Annotated in this window: 15 protein-coding genes; 8 read left to right on the top strand and 7 right to left on the bottom strand. The window is 61.7% G+C overall.

The genetic code is table 11. The annotated features are described in order from the left end of the window. Positions 1 to 10: 10 nt before the first annotated feature. Entirely contained in the window at positions 11 to 568 is a 558-nt protein-coding gene (locus tag H281_RS0111220; RefSeq protein ID WP_020067206.1) for a hypothetical protein, read from the bottom strand. 291 nt (positions 569 to 859) lie between these two features. On the opposite strand from H281_RS0111220, the gene H281_RS0111215 reads away from it, so the two are divergent. The 3 genes from H281_RS0111215 (at position 860) to H281_RS0111205 (ending at position 3,653) form a co-directional block, all read left to right on the top strand. Then, on the top strand, positions 860 to 1,837 hold the full coding sequence (locus H281_RS0111215; RefSeq protein WP_027804494.1) for an AAA family ATPase: 978 nt from the start codon (positions 860 to 862) through the stop codon (positions 1,835 to 1,837). 242 nt (positions 1,838 to 2,079) lie between these two features. After that, positions 2,080 to 3,186: an NAD(P)/FAD-dependent oxidoreductase gene (locus H281_RS0111210; protein WP_020067204.1), complete on the top strand. Its 1,107-nt coding sequence runs from the start codon at positions 2,080 to 2,082 to the stop codon at positions 3,184 to 3,186. A gap of 155 nt (positions 3,187 to 3,341) precedes the next feature. Next, on the top strand, positions 3,342 to 3,653 hold the full coding sequence (locus H281_RS0111205) for a high-potential iron-sulfur protein (RefSeq protein WP_020067203.1): 312 nt from the start codon (positions 3,342 to 3,344) through the stop codon (positions 3,651 to 3,653). A gap of 274 nt (positions 3,654 to 3,927) precedes the next feature. Here H281_RS0111205 and H281_RS0111200 read toward each other — a convergent pair whose 3' ends face one another. Then, positions 3,928 to 5,466 (bottom strand): amidase, encoded by a 1,539-nt coding sequence (locus tag H281_RS0111200; RefSeq protein WP_027804493.1) that lies wholly within the window; start codon positions 5,464 to 5,466, stop codon positions 3,928 to 3,930. Between the two features lie 207 nt (positions 5,467 to 5,673). Beyond that, positions 5,674 to 6,372, bottom strand: a complete 699-nt coding sequence (locus tag H281_RS0111195; RefSeq protein WP_020067201.1) for a dienelactone hydrolase family protein — start codon at positions 6,370 to 6,372, stop codon at positions 5,674 to 5,676. A gap of 305 nt (positions 6,373 to 6,677) precedes the next feature. Between H281_RS0111195 and H281_RS0111190 the strand changes: the two genes are divergently transcribed. Both H281_RS0111190 and H281_RS0111185 read left to right on the top strand, forming a co-directional pair. Continuing rightward, positions 6,678 to 7,778, top strand: coding sequence for an NAD(P)H-dependent flavin oxidoreductase (locus H281_RS0111190; RefSeq protein ID WP_020067200.1), 1,101 nt, complete (start codon positions 6,678 to 6,680; stop codon positions 7,776 to 7,778). Between the two features lie 444 nt (positions 7,779 to 8,222). Next, the gene (locus H281_RS0111185) at positions 8,223 to 9,368 is read left to right on the top strand and encodes a branched-chain amino acid ABC transporter substrate-binding protein (protein ID WP_020067198.1); all 1,146 of its coding nucleotides are present in this window, start codon (positions 8,223 to 8,225) and stop codon (positions 9,366 to 9,368) included. 105 nt (positions 9,369 to 9,473) lie between these two features. Here H281_RS0111185 and H281_RS0111180 read toward each other — a convergent pair whose 3' ends face one another. Next, positions 9,474 to 10,685 carry an MFS transporter gene (locus H281_RS0111180; RefSeq protein ID WP_027804492.1) on the bottom strand — a complete coding sequence of 404 codons (1,212 nt, stop codon included), beginning with the start codon at positions 10,683 to 10,685 and terminating at the stop codon, positions 9,474 to 9,476. Positions 10,686 to 10,920: 235 nt separating this feature from the next. On the opposite strand from H281_RS0111180, the gene H281_RS0111175 reads away from it, so the two are divergent. The 3 genes from H281_RS0111175 to H281_RS0111165 all read left to right on the top strand — a co-directional run bounded on the left by H281_RS0111175 (position 10,921) and on the right by H281_RS0111165 (position 13,819). Further along, positions 10,921 to 11,583: a HugZ family pyridoxamine 5'-phosphate oxidase gene (locus H281_RS0111175; protein ID WP_020067196.1), complete on the top strand. Its 663-nt coding sequence runs from the start codon at positions 10,921 to 10,923 to the stop codon at positions 11,581 to 11,583. Between the two features lie 397 nt (positions 11,584 to 11,980). Next, entirely contained in the window at positions 11,981 to 12,283 is a 303-nt protein-coding gene (locus tag H281_RS0111170) for an H-NS histone family protein (RefSeq protein WP_020067195.1), read from the top strand. Between the two features lie 297 nt (positions 12,284 to 12,580). Continuing rightward, on the top strand, positions 12,581 to 13,819 hold the full coding sequence (locus H281_RS0111165; RefSeq protein ID WP_020067194.1) for a cation diffusion facilitator family transporter: 1,239 nt from the start codon (positions 12,581 to 12,583) through the stop codon (positions 13,817 to 13,819). A gap of 148 nt (positions 13,820 to 13,967) precedes the next feature. Here H281_RS0111165 and H281_RS0111160 read toward each other — a convergent pair whose 3' ends face one another. From H281_RS0111160 to H281_RS0111150, 3 genes are all read right to left on the bottom strand, one after another. Continuing rightward, positions 13,968 to 14,426 carry an Lrp/AsnC family transcriptional regulator gene (locus H281_RS0111160; RefSeq protein ID WP_006050474.1) on the bottom strand — a complete coding sequence of 153 codons (459 nt, stop codon included), beginning with the start codon at positions 14,424 to 14,426 and terminating at the stop codon, positions 13,968 to 13,970. Between the two features lie 90 nt (positions 14,427 to 14,516). Further along, positions 14,517 to 15,146, bottom strand: a complete 630-nt coding sequence (locus H281_RS0111155) for a 3'-5' exonuclease family protein (protein WP_020067193.1) — start codon at positions 15,144 to 15,146, stop codon at positions 14,517 to 14,519. Further along, positions 15,143 to 15,787: an MBL fold metallo-hydrolase gene (locus H281_RS0111150; protein ID WP_020067192.1), complete on the bottom strand. Its 645-nt coding sequence runs from the start codon at positions 15,785 to 15,787 to the stop codon at positions 15,143 to 15,145. The genes H281_RS0111155 and H281_RS0111150 overlap by 4 nt, the downstream gene beginning before the upstream one ends. Positions 15,788 to 16,225: the final 438 nt, after the last annotated feature.

Here is a 16,225-nt window from a genome sequence, read left to right as displayed (position 1 = left end):
GCCTTGCCGCTCAGTTCGTAGCGTTCGCGCCACTTGCGCCACTCGCGGCACCCGCGGCACTCGCGCCTGCCGCCTCACTTGCCCCGTTAGTCAGGCTCGCGCGGACGCGATAGACCAAGTTCGGATCTTTGGCGACGATCGTCCAGCTTGCCGATTGACCCGCTGCCACTTTCAGACCCGGATGGCTCGCGCTCACCTGACGCGGCTGCGGCGGCAGTTTGCAGCCGGTGTCCGTTTGCCGCGCGGCGGAGTCCTCGAAAGTTTCCTGCGCCTCGATGGACAGCGTGACCTCGTTACTGTCCGCCTGCAGCGGCGACACGGTTAGCGTCCGAGCGAGGTCGATGCTGCCGGCCGGCCGATCCTTGCAGCCGACGTTATGCTGAACCACCTTGTGATGCGTATCCGTGCGCGCCTGGCCAACCGTGGTCGTGCCTTGGAACGTGTCGATCTGCTGACCGTCGCGCAATACTTGCAGCTCCCATTGAACAACCGGCTGCGGCGGCCGTTGTTGCGCGTGTGCGAGCAACGAAGTGCCAAGCAGCACGGCCACGATACTGGTTTTCCACATAAAGCAAATCTCCGGTGACTGCGTCCGGCAGCGTTATCAGATGGCCATCTTACGCCTGAAGAGCAGAACGCTTTTCTGACAGGTTAAACGGGGCCGGGTTCAGCAACAATGCATTTCCGGTTGGGCCGGTAATCCGGACGGCGCTTCCCGCGCCCGTCTCAAATGACCGGCTGTTAGCAGCAGAGCCGCGCGACTGCTGGCTTGCGTGTCGATTTGTCCTCGTTAAACTGAACCTGAAACGGCGCCCGCCTTGGGTGCCGCCGAGCAAGGCCAGCCAGAACGGGGTGAGCAATGACAACAGCAATGGTCAAGCAGGAAATCGCCGTCGCATCGTTCAGTCAGGTGTACGACCTCGATCAGGTCGAGACCGCTCTGAACGATCTCGGCGAAGGCGCCAACGACGCGCTGCGTACAACCTACGAAAAGATGCTGAAAACCGGCAATCTGCGCTTCTGCGTCAAGCCGAACCGCATGCCGTCTATCGACGATCTGATCGACGCACTGCCGAACTTTGCCGACCCGCTCGACGACATTCGCAAGCAGGTCGCCCTCTGTCTCGAGACGGAAGACCGCCTCGAACTGATGCCGATCCTGCTGCTCGGCGACCCCGGCATCGGCAAGACGCATTTCGCGAAGCAGTTAGCGCGCCTGCTCGGCACGGCTTACCACTACGTCGCGATGAGTTCGTTGACGGCTGGGTGGATTCTTTCCGGTGCGTCGTCGCAATGGAAAAATGCGAAGCCGGGCAAGGTGTTCGACGCGCTCGTGAACGGCAGCTATGCAAACCCTGTTATCACGGTCGACGAAATCGACAAGGCTACCGGCGACTCGCAATACGATCCGCTTGGCGCGCTGTACGCGTTGCTGGAGCACGACACGGCGCAGACTTTCATCGACGAATTCGCCGAAGTTCCCATTAACGCCGGCCATGTGATCTGGATCGCCACAGCCAACGACGAGCGCTCGATTCCCGAGCCGATCATGAACCGGATGAATGTGTACGAAATTCCACCGCCGGACCGTGACGGCGCGCGCCGGATCGCGCAATCCATCTACGCGGAAATCCGCGGCGCACACAACTGGGGTCTGCGTTTTCCTGAACAGATTGGAGAGGGTGCCTTGGAGGCGTTGAAGAACGCGTCGCCACGCGAAATGCGCCGCGCGATTCTGAACGGCTTCGGCGCTGCGCGGATCGACGGGCGCGACGAGATCGGCGGTGGCGACATCCGGCTCGACTACGGCAACCGTCGCAGACCGATTGGCTTCTAACGTTCCTGCGCGCTCCTCTGCGCTTCTGTGCGCTAGTTCCGGCGCCGATGCCCGCTTAACGCCGCCTCGGGAACCACGGAGGGCATCAAGCTCTGTGCGGCGTCGTACAATTCCACGCAGCGGGTTGCGAAACGGCAGTGCGTTCGCCAGCGAGCGGTGTAAGACGCTCGTTGGCTGCATGCTGGCGTCATCTATATTGGTGAACGAGGCGGCGCGCGGCGAAGTTGGCTGCGTCGAGGGACATGGACCAAATCGAATGTGTCGTAATCGGCGCGGGCGTGGTCGGGCTCGCGGTAGCGCGCGCCCTCGCGGCGCGCGGGCGGGAAGTGATCGTGCTGGAAGCGGCCGAGGCCATTGGCGTAGGCACGAGTTCGCGCAACAGTGAAGTGATTCACGCGGGCATCTACTATCCACGCGGCTCGCTCAAGGCAACGCTATGCGTGCGAGGGCGCGAGATGCTCTACGACTACTGTGTCGAGCATAACGTGCCGCATTCCCGCTGCGGCAAACTGCTTGTGGCGACGTCGTCCAATCAGATTCCGCAGCTGGAAAGCATCATGCACAAAGGTCGCGAGAACGGCGTGCTCGACCTGATGCGTATTACCGGCGACCAGGCGCAGGCGCTCGAACCGGCGCTCGAATGTGTGGCGGCGGTCTTCTCGCCGCAGACCGGCATTGTCGACAGTCATCAGCTGATGCTTGCGTTGCAGGGCGACGCCGAGCGCGATGGCGCGGTGTTCGCGTTCCACTCGCCTGTGGAGGCAATCGAAGCGAGTAATGGCCGCTTCATCATCAAAGTGGGCGGCGACGCGCCGGCCACCATCAGTTCGGCTTGCGTGATCAACAGTGCGGGCCTGCACGCGAACGCGCTGGCCCGCAAGATCCGCGGACTCGACGCGCGGCACGTGCCGCCGCTTTATCTCGCGCGCGGCAACTACTTCGGTATCTCGGGGCGCGCACCGTTCAGCCGGCTGATTTATCCGATGCCCAATGAAGCGGGACTCGGCGTGCATCTGACAATCGATCTGGGTGGCCAGGCGCGCTTTGGTCCCGACGTCGAATGGGTCGATGCAATCAACTACGACGTCGATCCACGGCGCGCCGAATCGTTCTACGCGGCGATCCGCGCGTACTGGCCCGCGCTTCCCGACAATGCGTTGCAGCCTGCCTATGCGGGCATCCGTCCCAAGCTGTCGGGTCCGGGCGAGCCTGCCGCCGACTTCGTAATTCAGGGGCCGGCCGCGCATGGCGTGCGCGGACTGGTCAATCTGTTCGGCATCGAATCGCCGGGACTGACCGCTTCGCTCGCGATCGCGCAACGGGTCTGCGAGTTGAGCGGGCGCGCGTGAGGAGGGCGGCTGCGTCTGCCGCCATGCTGCGTCAATTCGTACCGATTCGCTTATCTCTATCATTTGAGCCGTCACGTACGGCGGCTTCATTGCTATGCTTGGGGACCGCTGTCGATAGAACGGCGATCAGTTCAATATAAATGGAGTGAGTCCCCATGAAAGCTTCCCGTCGTACGTTTTTGATCACCAGTATCGGTGTTGCCTCATCGCTCGCGCTGTCCCGGCAGGCGCTCGCCGATGCGCCGAAGGTCGCCGAGAGCGATCCGACCGCGCAAGCGCTCGGCTACAAGGAAGACGCCAGCAAGGTCGACAAGGCGAAGTTCGCCAAATACGCGCCGGGCCAGGACTGCGGCAATTGCAGCTTCTATCAGGGCAAGGCGGCAGACCCATACGCGCCGTGCCCGATGTTCGCCGGCAAGCAGGTCGCGGCCAAGGGTTGGTGCAGCGCATATAACAAGAAGGCGTGAACGCGTGCCTCACATGTCGTGCTGACATGTGAAGTGAATAGCGCTGCAAATATTGCGGCGCACGTTCAATGACCTGTCACTTGGGCGTCTGCCGCCATGCGCGGCAGACGCCCTTTTTGTGGCTTCATCGCGCGGACGCATATTGACGCTCACACCTCACGGGACACTTTCCGGAGTTTCGATTTCCGCATGGCGTTGGCGCTCTTCACGCGGCTCACCCCAGCGCCGGGCGTGTCATAGCTACTGAGCCCGAGTCCAACATCAACTGCGTCACCTAGCTGCGCGCCTTGATAAGCGGCGGCCGCTTGTCGAACCAGGGACGCGCCGCTTCCAGTTGCGCGGCAAGGCGCAACAGCGTCGCTTCGCCACCGTCGCGCGCGGCGAACTGCACACCCACCGGCAGTCCACGTGCATTCCAGTAAAGCGGTATCGACATGGCCGGCTGGCCGCTCAGATTGAACAACTCCGTGCAGCCTGCCCACGCAAATGCTTTATTCGACGCTTCGGCAAGCAGCTTCTTGAGCAACGGCTCAAGCGGCATCGCGCTGACGGCGCGCATTTGCATGCGTTCCGTCGAAGTCGGCTGCATCTCGCCGATCTTGATTGGCGCGCTCGCAAGCGTCGCGCACAGAATCACGTCGTAACGCTGCAGCAGACCCGTCAAACGTTCGGTGATGCGGCGCTGTTCTTCGAGCGCAGCGGGCAAGCCGCGTTCACCGAGCTTGCGGCCCACGTGCGCCATCACCCATGTCGAGATTTCGAACTCGTCGCGCAGCGGTTTGCGCCCGGTGATGCGCTCGGCGTTCAGCACGAGATCTTCCGCGGTGACGGACCAGAGCGTGAGAAACGCGTGTCTGACGGCCGCGAAATCGATGCCAAGCGAAATCGGCTCGATGTTATGGCCAAGCGAACTCGCGAGTTGCGCGGCGTCCTCCAGCGCTGCGCGCGCATCGGCGGAGAGGGACGGCGCGAGCATCGGCTCGGTGACGTAAGCGATGTTCAGCGGTTTGCACGGCTCGCGGCTCGCACCGAGAAACGTGCCGGGCGCGCCGAGCGGACGCTCGGCATTGCCAGCAAGAAGGTCGAGCAACACCGCACTGTCGCGCACGCTGCGCGATACGCCGTGATCAATGCCGAGTTCGCCGGCCGTCACTGCGGCGGGCATGCGCGGCACGCGTCCGCGCGACGGCTTCAGTCCAAAGAGCCCGCAGCACGATGCAGGAATGCGGATCGAACCGCCGCCGTCCGACGCATGCGCAAGCGGCACGATTCCGGCGGCGACTGCCGCTGCCGCCCCGCCGCTGGAGCCGCCCGGCGTATGGTCGAGATTCCACGGATTGCGGCAGGCGCCAAACAGTTCGGGCTCCGTATAAGGCATCTGGCCCAGCTCGGAAGTGCTCGTCTTGCCGAAGATGTTCAGCCCTGCGGCCTTGGCAAGCGCGACCACTGGCGCGTCGTCGCCGGGAATGAAATGACGGTAGTGGCGGCTGCCCATTGTCATGCGCAGTCCTGCAACGGGAGCGCCGAGATCCTTGATCAGATACGGCACACCGGCGAGCGCAGTCTGCGCGCTCGGCGTCGTTCCGTTGCTGCCGGTGTCTGCGGGATTCGCTCCGTTCGTCGTGCTTGCGTCGTAACGCGACGCGCGTTCACGGGCCGCGTCATAGTCCTTCAGCACGATCGCATTGATCGCGGGATTGACCGCTTCGGTGCGCGAGATCGCTGTGTCGATCAACTCGCGCGCGCTCGCTTCACGAGTTCGCACCAGTTCGGCGAGGCCGATGGCGTCATGGGCAAGATAGTCTGATAGCACGACGGAAGAGCCCTCGTTGCCGAATGTTGAATACCGGATATTCATGCGCGCCAGCGGCTGCGGCAAACAGGGCGCCGCGATATTCGAGCCGCTCATGGGCGCGCACAAAAGAAGACGGCGCGCTGGCGACGCGCCGTTCTTGACAGGGTAGCCGACTTACGCGCAGACGTGAAAAGCCGCGCGCATCGTGCCGACTATTGGCTTGACTTAAGCACGCTCGCCAAGGAACGTCAGCGTGCGGCCATGCGCGAGCGCCGAAGCGCGCTGGTTATACGACGCACGGTCCCAGCAGTTGAAGCCGTGATCGGCATTCGGATAGATGTGGAATTCGGTATCCGTGCGGCCCGCAAAGCGCTCCTGAATCTGGCCGACGGCCGACAGCGGAATGTGCTCGTCGAGTTCGCCGTAGTGAAACTGCATCGGCACCTTGATCTTTGCGGCTTCGTCGAGCTGGTTCTGAATGCCGCCGCCGTAATAGGCGACTGCGGCGTCCACGCTGCCTCGCGCCGCCGCCATATATGCAAGGCGTCCGCCGAAGCAGAAGCCGATGGCGGCGATCTTGCCGGTGACTTCGGGCATCGCGCGCAGTGCCGCGGCAGCGGCGCCGATGTCGTCGGCGGCCTCGTTCGCGTCGAGCTTTTGCATCAGTTCGATGCCCTTGGCGCGGTCGGCGCCTTCATATGTCAACTCGACGCGCGGCTGCACCCGCCAGAACACGTCCGGGGCGAGCGCGATATATCCGTCTAGCGCGTACTGATCAGCGACCGAACGAATATGGCTGTTCACGCCGAAAATTTCCTGGATGATGATGACGGCCGGTCCCTTGCCGCCTTTGGGCAACGCCAGATAGCCGCCGAACGTGTCGTCGCCGGCAGGGATGTCGATCCATCGGGAAGTGGTGCTCATGATGTTCTCCATAGTCGCGCGTTGCGCGCGAGGTGAGTCTGCGGATTGAGTCCAGGTCAACGCAAGAGGCTCGAATGCCTGAAGCGGGCGGTCAGTTTGCCATCAAACGAAAGCCGCTGCAGTCAGGGGTCCGGCAGCCTTGCGCGCAGCCTTCGGAAGCCGTGGCGACGCGCCTTCGGAAGGCAATCTCGTAAGGCGATTGAAACGTTCTCGATAATTCATTTTTCCGTTGCGCGTGGTGCCGGTAGAGTCCACGGTAGTGGTTTGCCGTAATGAAGAGCGGGTCGCGCGAAGGAGAATCGATCATGGGTGAAGTCAATTTTGTGACGCCGTTTGCCGAGCGTTTTGAAATGCGGGTGCCGGTCGTCCAGGCGCCGATGGCGGGCGCGACCACGCCGGAGCTGGTGGCCGCAGTATCGAATAACGGCGGCCTGGGGACGCTGGCGGGCGCGGCGCTGTCGCCGGAGAAGATTGCAACCGATGTCGCGGCGATTCGCGCGCTCACCGATCGTCCGTTCGGCGTCAATCTGTTTGTGCTGGAACCGGCCTCGCCGGACGACTCCACAGTGCGCCGCGCGCTCGAAGCAATCGACCCGGTGCGCGCGGATCTCGGCTTGCCGCCGGGCCGGCCGCTCGAACGCTATGCGCCCGATTTTCGCGCGCAACTCGAGGCGCTGATCGAGTCGCGCGTGCCGGTGGTCAGCTTCACTTTCGGAGTGCTGTCGAGCGAGGACGTCGCGCGGCTTCATGCCAACGGTCAGTATGTAATCGGCACCGCGACGCACGTCGCCGAAGGTGTCGCGTGGCGTGACGCCGGCGCCGATGCAATCGCCGCGCAAGGATCGGAGGCGGGCGCGCATCGCGGTACGTTCATCGGCTCATTTGAAGAAGCGCTGGTCGGCACGATGGCGCTCGTACCGCAACTCGTCGATGCAACCGGGCTGCCGGTGCTGGCCGCGGGCGGCATCATGGACGGACGCGGGATCGTCGCCGCGCTTGCGCTCGGCGCACAAGCCGCCGTGATGGGCACCGCGTTTTTGACGAGCCGCGAGAGCGCTATACCGCAGGCATGGAAAGAGCGGCTGCGTTCGATCACGGACACATCGACTTCAGTGACGCGTGCAATCACAGGCCGTCATGCCCGCGGCATACGTAATCCGCTGATGCAGCGGTTGAGCGATACGCCGCAGAACATCGCGCCGTATCCGGTGCAGAACGCATTGACGCAAGAGTTGCGTCAGACGGCCGCCCGCGCGCAGAACGGCGACTATCTCTCGTTGTGGTCGGGGCAGGGCGCACCGTTGGGCCGTGCGCGACGCGAAGACTTCGGCGCTGCTGAACTGATGGAGCAACTCGAGCAGGAATGGCGTGCGGCAAGCGCGCGTATTGCGGCATTCGGGCGCTGATCGGCATGAGTCAGGCGTGCATCGCCCCTGCTTGCGATGCACGTCGTTTTCACAATCAAAAGCCGCTCGAAGCTTATTCGAACCATTAACGGTTTAACCCGCTAAAAGCTTGAGGCCGGGTTCCTCAATGAACGCTTTACATAGCGGAAACCCGCATGGGCTGGAGTTCTCCGGCCCGCCATGCAAGCCGGAAACGGTCGCTGTTGGATAAACGCTATTAGTGTTCATCCCACTTCCTCAAAAAAGTCCCACAAATTAATTTGATAGCCTACACTTGCGCGCAAGTACGGGTCGCCGCCTGCCACAAACAGTCCGGCGAACGTGCTGGCCAAGTGCATGAACGATGCAACCGGCGTGGTCGTCCACGGGACTGAGCGACACGTGTAGGGGAAGCGGGGGCACAGGGCGATTACGTTGTTTTTGGGACCGAAACTGGAGACTTACATGAACATCAAGATTCAAAAGCTGTTGCCGATCAGCGCTGCGGCGATGCTGTTCGCGACGTTGGCAACATCGGCTGCGGCTGACACGGTCGTCAAGATCGGTCACGTTGCACCGTTGACTGGCGGTATCGCTCACCTGGGGAAAGACAACGAAAACGGCGCTCGCCTCGCGGTTGAAGAAATCAACGCGAAGGGCCTGACGATTGGCGGCCAGAAAATCACGCTGCAACTCGACGCACAAGACGACGCAGCCGACCCGCGTACCGCTACGCAGGTCGCGCAGAAGCTGGTCGACGATAAAGTCGTCGCAGTGGTCGGCCACCTGAACTCGGGCACGTCGATTCCGGCTTCGAAGATCTACAGCGATGCAGGCATCGTGCAGATCTCGCCGTCGGCAACGAACCCGGCCTACACGCAACAAGGTTTCAAGACGACGTACCGCGTCGTCGCAACCGATGCGCAACAAGGTCCGGCACTGGCTAACTACGCAGCCAAGGGTCTGAAAGTGAAGAGCGTCGCGATCGTCGACGACTCGACCGCTTATGGCCAGGGTCTCGCGAACGAATTCGAAAAGACCGCAAAGTCGCTGGGCCTGAACGTGATGTCGCATGACGCGACGAACGACAAGGCTGTCGACTTCCGCGCAATTCTGACGAAGATCAAGGGTGAGAATCCTGACGCCATCATGTACGGCGGCATGGACGCAACCGGCGGCCCGTTCGCGAAGCAAGCCAAGCAGCTCGGCCTGCGTGCGAAGGTGCTGGCAGGCGACGGCGTGTGTACCGACAAGCTGTCCGATCTGGCCGGCGACGCAACCGACAACATCGTCTGCTCGGAAGCCGGTATGGCGCTCGAGAAGATGGAAGGCGGCCCGGCGTTCCAGGCAAAGTATCTGAAGCGTTTCGGCCAGCCGATCCAGATTTACGCTCCGTTCACGTATGACGCGGTGTACATCATCGTCGACGCAATGAAGCGCGCTGGCTCGACCGATCCGGCGAAGATCCTGGCTGCAATGCCGAACACCGACTACAAGGGTGTGATCGGCCAGACGACCTTCGATTCGAAGGGCGACCTGAAGCACGGCGTGATCTCGCTGTACAACTACAAGTCGGGCAAGAAGACGCTGCTCGACGTGGTGAAGATGTAAGAGCGCATGTACGCGGGCAGCTTGCGCTGCCCGTGAACGCATGATTAAAAAAGGCACGCGTACCGTCAGGTCGCGTGCCTTTTTCTTTGATGCCGCGCGTTGTTGCTAGATTTTCAGGCGTCGCAGTACTTTCGGGCCCGCGAACGCAATCAACGCACAACACACGGCGACAACGGAAAGCCCGATCGACAGATTGGTCACCTGCGCGACTGCACCGATCACCACTGGCCCGAACAGCAGCCCGAAATACGCGAGCCCGGCGACGTGCGCGAGGCCTTCGGCTGCGTGAATGCCCTTTACGCTCGCTGCGGCCGCGAACAGCACCGGCATCATATTGGCCAAGCCGAGGCCCATCAACGTGAAGCCGACTAGCGCGGCGACCGGCGTCGGCAGCAGGAGCGCGCCGATCATTCCCGCGAGCGCGAGCGTTGCGCTGCCCATGACGAGTTGCGGAGCGCCGAAGCGTGCGCGCACGGCGTCGCCGGCAAAACGGGCCGCCGCCATGCCGCCGGAAAACGCGGCATACGCAGCGCTCGCGAGCGCGGGCGTGGCGAGGACGACGTCGCGCATATAGACGGTCGCCCAGTCGTACATTGCGCCTTCTGCGATCAGCGCGACGAGCGCCATGGTGCCGAGCGCCCACAACGCCGGCGAGCGCCAACGATTGGCGCGCGGCGTCGCGGAATCCGGATGATCGTCGTGCGGTACATGCGGCAACACTGCCGGACACGCGGCGATCAGCACCAGTGCGCTGACGGTGGCCGCCAACGCCAGATGCACGGCCGGCGCCATGCCGTGCGCGAGCAGCGCGCCGCCCGCCGCCGCACCGAACATCCCGCCGACGCTGAACATGCCGTGCAACGACGACATGATCGGCTTGCCCAACGCTTTCTCAACGGCGCTGGCCTCAGCGTTCATGGCGACATCGAGCGTGGCCATGCCCGCGCCGAACGTTGCCAGCACGATCAGCAAAAGCCAGTAATACGGCACCACCAGGATCAATGCGGCGCAGACCGCCATCACGAGGCCGCCGGTCAGGCAGGCGCGGCGTGTGCCGACACGCGCGATCCACGACGCATTGGCGGCCATCGCGCCGATCGAGCCACCGGCGACGGCGAGAAGCGCCAGCGACAGCAATGCTGGACTAAGCTGGAAACGATCGCGCACGGTTGGCACGTGCACACCCCACGACCCGTACACCATCCCGGCGATGAAAAACACTGCCATGGTCGCAATGCGGGCTCGCTGACGAACTGTGTAGGACAGGTCTCGGTGAGCGGCGGGGATGGCGGCGAAGTCGGGAGAGCGATCGGACACGGAAGTCTCGTGGAGAAAGATGCTGGGAGAAAGCGCACTGAAAGCGAGTTTCCGATTCTAACCAGGCACGCTGTCTTATGCTTGAAGCGCTCAAGACCGTGAAAGCTTGCGTCCGGAGGCGATCGGCGCCGACTGCAAGCGCTAGCGCCGGCCCCGGGCGATAGCTCAGGCGTCCCCCGTGCAACTGCGCTTTCGGGGTCTCAGGCGAGCAGAGATCATTCATCAAGGAAAGCAATTGAACATTCCCGCACAAGCGCCATTGCACCTGCTGCATACCTCCGCCGTCGGTACGCTCGCGACGCACGCTCGCCAGCCGGAAGGTTTCCCTTATCCGTCCGTGCTGCCATTCGCGCCAGACGCGCGCCACCGGCCTACGATTCTGATAAGTCGGCTCGCCGAGCATACGCACAACCTGCATGCGGACCCGCGGGCCGGCTTTCTCGTCGTCGACGCGCCCGACGGCGACGTACTCAATGGTCAGCGCGTCACCTTGCTGGGAACGTTTGAACCGGTCGATCCGGCGCCGGAACTCGTCGCGCGCTATCTGCGCTATCACCCTGACGCGGAGCGCTACCTCGTTCTCGGCGACTTTACGTTCTGGACCATGACGCTCGACCGCCTGCGCTATATCGGCGGGTTCGGTGCGATGGGGTGGCTTGGCGGCGACGAACTGGACCCGCTGCCCGCGCTGGAATCCGATCAGGAAGAGGCTTTCATAGGTGAATTCACCGATGCGTTTTTTAACCGATCCGGTTATCAGCTCATCGGCGTGGACCGGTATGGCGCTGATTTAAGAAAAGACGGGCTTCGCAAACGTTTTCCATTCGACAGCGGAATGCCAGATCGGGAAACCTTGCACGTGGCGCTAGAAGATTGCATGAGGCGACAAACAGATTAGGCGTTTATTGCCGATTGCCAAAGACCTTATCGCAGAAAAGACGGCGGAAAAGTTCTATCGCAATATGTTACATGGTCTCATATCAAAGCTTTCATGAAATGACATGTTCGGCCGTTCAAACGTATCTTAATTTTCATCTGCTGATAATTAATCCCATAATTACCGACACGACAAGGCCTTCCGCTGCAAAATGCGGACATAGCCAAATGAAAGGGAACACGTGGACACCGCGCCAAACGGAAAGTTTTTGAAACGAAGAAGTATTAGTTTCACGCCGATGCATTTGTAGTCTTTCTATTTTGTGTTAATCTCGCGTTCAAATTCCGAGGCATGAACACCTTCAAAGGGCAAGCTGGCTTAAGACTGGCAGTCGTTAATTCAAACCACAAGGGAACCTATGTCTTCCTACAAGGAACTACTCGCACAGCGAGAGAAGCTTGAAAAGCAGATCGAAGAGGCTAAGTCGCGCGAATACGCGGAAGTGCTGAACGAAATCAAACAGAAAATGGCCGACTACGGCATCTCGCTTAGCGAACTGGGCGGCGGTCGCGCACCTAAAGGCGCCAAAGCCGCGCGTCCGCGCGCGGGCGTTGCACCGAAATATCGTGACCCGGAATCCGGCAGCACGTGGTCCGGACGTGGCAAACCGCCGCGGTGGATTGCCGGTCTCGATCGTGAGAAGTTTCTGATTCAAAAGTAATTCCCTCCGAATTACTCAGATGTAAATGGCTGCCCCATTAAATGTAATACGAATACGAGCCGGTCGCGCAAGCGCTGCTGCCTCGTCATGAAAGGTCGCGTGTTGTTCGGAACGCGACCTTTTCATTGTCGCGCCTAAACCATCCAAAGTTGCCGCACGCGCCTACTTCGCGTAATTTGAATGCGAATAGTTTTCGTTTTCATAAGCGGCTGATTTTTATGGATGTTTTTCGAGTCAACGCAGTTTAAGAAGGCCCGGCGGGTAGAATGTAGGCATTGAACTCCTGCTTTCTTCAAGATGCCCTCCGCCGCCGTTGAGTCCGCCGAGAAACACCGCGTCGCGCGCAAAAGTACGTTTGTCAGTATTGCGCTGAATGCCGTATTGATGGCGCTGCAAATCGCCATCGGCGTGTTCGCGCACTCGCAGGCACTCGTGGCCGACGGCATCCATTCTCTTGCCGATCTGATTTCAGATTTTGTCGTGCTGTTCGCCAATCGGCACAGCGGCGCAAAGCCGGATGCGGATCACAATTACGGACATAGCCGTTACGAAACGGTCGCTTCGTTATTTCTTGGCGCGCTGCTCATTGCAGTCGGCGTCGGCATGTTGTGGCGTGCCGGCACTCGCCTCGCCGATCTCGACAACATTCCGGCCGTTCATCTGAGCGCTCTGTTCGTGGCAGTGCTCGTGCTCTTTTCCAAAGAAGGACTGTTCCGCTACATGCTGCGCGAGGCGCAGCGCGTGCGCTCGGCCATGCTGATTGCGAACGCGTGGCATGCGCGGTCGGACGCGGCATCGTCGCTGGTGGTCGCGCTCGGTATTCTCGGCAGTCTCGCCGGCGTGCGGTTGCTCGACCCCATCGCCGCCGCAATCGTCGGTTTCATGGTGGCGCGTATGGGCTGGATGTTCGGATGGGACGCGCTGCAGGATCTGTCGGACCGCGCGCTAGACGAAGCCGCCACTGCCGACATGCGCGCACTGTTGCTGTCGACGCCGGGCGTGCGCGACGTCCACGAACTACGAACGCGAAAAATGGGCGACTTCGCGCTGGTCGACGCACATATTCTGGTCGATCCGCTGATCTCGGTGTCCGAAGGGCATTACATCGCAGAGAGTGCACGTTTGCGTGTGTTGAGCGACAACCGTGTGCTCGACGCGCTGATCCACGTTGATCCCGAGAACGATGCGGTTGCGCATCCGCCGGTGGGGTTGCCTTCGCGCGAGCGGATCGTTGCCGACGTGAACGCGGCATTGGCGACGGTCGGCCTCAAGGCCGCGGCGGTCAACATTCATTATCTGAGCACCGGGCTCGACGTCGAAGTCGTATTGCCCGCGCAATCCTTGCGCCATGACAACAGCGAAAGCATGGGGGCGCTTCAACGTGTCGACCTCGCCGCGCTCAAGCGCCGCCTTGGCGCGCGCAAGCTCGATTTACTGCGCGAAGTCGACACGCCGTCGGCGCAAAGCGGTTCGCCGACGCAGGCCGGCGCGGGTGCGGATCGTCACAAAAGCACGGTCCCGCACGGCACCAGCTAAGCTGCGAAAGGATGCAATTCGACGCGACGCGTCGAACGCCGCTGCAACCCTCGTTGAACGAGCCACCGCACGCAGCCGCACCGGTTTGTGCTGCAATTAAACGGCTTGCGGCCATCTAACAGCGCGCGTCAGCGCCTGTCCGCGCATATCACAGCGGTAGTTGCGTATCGAATTTGATTTCGCGCAGCACGACGCTCGTGCGTACCTGAGCAACCGCTGGAATCTTGAAGATGCGTTCGTGAAGGAACGTGTCGTACGCCTTGATGTCCGGGGCGACGATCTTGAGGATGTAATCGGACTCGCCGGTGGTGCTGTAGCACTCAGTCACTTCCGGGCAAGTGGCGATTTCCCGCTCGAACTGTTCGACGCCGCCCTCGGTATGACGCGTGAGGTGAATGTGTGCGAGCGCGCACACGTGCAGTCCCAGCTTCTCGCGATCCAGCAGCGCCGTGTAGCGCTGGATCACGCCCGATTGCTCCATGTCCTTGATGCGCCGCCAGCATGGCGTGCTCGACAGACCGACCTGGTCGGATATTTCTTGCACCGAGCGGCGTGCATCTAGCTGCAAAAGGCGCAGGATTTTTTGAGAGAACGTATCGAGTGTCAACTGCGCCTCCGTTGGCGTCGCCGTATCACCGCATGGTAGAGGGCGCGAAAACGAAACGCAATGCAAAACGGCCTGAGCGAGGGAGATTACCTAATTTGCCGGTTCCTCAGCGGGATTTTGTCCTGACGCGTCCCCTTCTACGCCGGCCGCCGAGCCTGCGGCCTGCATTGCGCGCAGATCCTTCAGCATGTTGCAGAAAAGCGCGCCCTGCTCGATAGCGTCGTCGAGCGCCACATGCGTATGCGGATGTTCGTCGAACCAGTGTTTCGGAAAGCGCGGCTTGATGTTCTTGCGATACGGCAAGCCGGTCATTGCGAACGCGAGTGTCTTGATGTCGAGCGCCGACCACGAGAACGGGCAACGGCCGACAAAACGCATCATGTACCAGAACATGTAGGTGAAGTCGAAGCCCGCCGGCATCGCGACGAACACCGGTTTGCCGGGCAGCGCCTCGACCCAGTCGACATACGCCGCGAGCGCCGCCTCCGGACGTTGCAAGTCCTTCCGGCACGCTGCCCAGGCTTCCGGCTGCGTCTTCCACCACGCTTCTTGCACGGGATGCGGCGCGGCGCCTTCGAGCAACTCCAGATTCGCGGAGAAAGTGGCGATGAGTTGCTTGTCTTCCGTATAGGCCGCCGACGCGAAGCTCAGCATCGAATGCGGGCCGGGAATCGGGCCATCCGCTTCGACGTCGGTGCTGACATAGATTTCGCTGCTCATGCGACGACTCCGTCGGCAACATAGGGATTGCTACGCCGCTCCGCGCCGAAGGTCGACGTCGGACCGTGGCCCGGGACAAAGGTGACGTCGTCGCCGAGCGGCCAGAGCTTTTCGCGAATCGAGCGCACCAGATCCGCATGATTGCCGCGCGGAAAATCCGTGCGGCCGATCGAACCCGCGAACAGCACGTCGCCGACCAGCGCTAGCCGGTGCGCACGGCTAAAGAACACGACGTGGCCGGGCGTATGCCCGGGGCAGTGATAGACCTCGAGCGTCTCGTCGCCGAATTGCACGGTGTCGCTATTGTCGAGCCAACGATCGGGCTCGAATGCGTCGGCTGCCGGAAAGCCGAACCGCGTGCTTTGATCGGGCAGTTTGTCGAGCCAGAAGCGTTCGTCGGGATGCGGGCCTTCGATCGGCACTCCGTAATGCGTGGCAAGTGTCTTTGCACCTGCGCAGTGGTCGATGTGACCGTGCGTCAGGAAGACTTTCTCGACGCTCACGTTCTGGCGCGCGATCTCAGCCTGAATGACGTCCAGATCGCCGCCCGGATCGACGACGGCCGCGCGCCCGGTTGCCTCACAAACGAGCAACGAGCTGTTTTGCTGGAACGGCGTGACGGGGATCAAAGTGACTTTCATGAATGACGGCGCCGCGGGGAAAACGTTGATTGTACCGGCGTCTCGACGCGCCGCGCCGACGTTCGCCGGCGCCCGCGAATGCTTGCGGCGCTGCGTTTTGTCTGCTCATTCTTGCAGCAATGGTGAAGATTCATCAAGGTTTTCAGTCGCTTAGCAACACAGCATTCTGTTTTGGGTATAATGGACCCCATGCACGAGGAATCGTGCTGCCACAAGGCGATGCGTCCCTATCACAAATAGGAGCGCGGATCGCCACTCAAGTATGGGCTGTCGCGGTTTTGGACGGCCATCAGGTATCGAGCTTTCGATGCACACGTCTTGCCCAGCCAGGCGCCACGCGCCTGCTATGACTCTTACGGTCGTGACGCTGGGTGGGGCCTACGCCGCCGTTCCTGCACGCTGAGTCTCGCGCGCAAGAACGTGTTTGCCACGTTCGAT

It is taken from the genome of Paraburkholderia caledonica, from assembly GCF_000383275.1.
Lineage (GTDB): Bacteria > Pseudomonadota > Gammaproteobacteria > Burkholderiales > Burkholderiaceae > Paraburkholderia > Paraburkholderia caledonica.
Note: the sequence above shows the minus strand (reverse complement) of the source record. Positions and strands in the feature narration are given on the sequence as shown.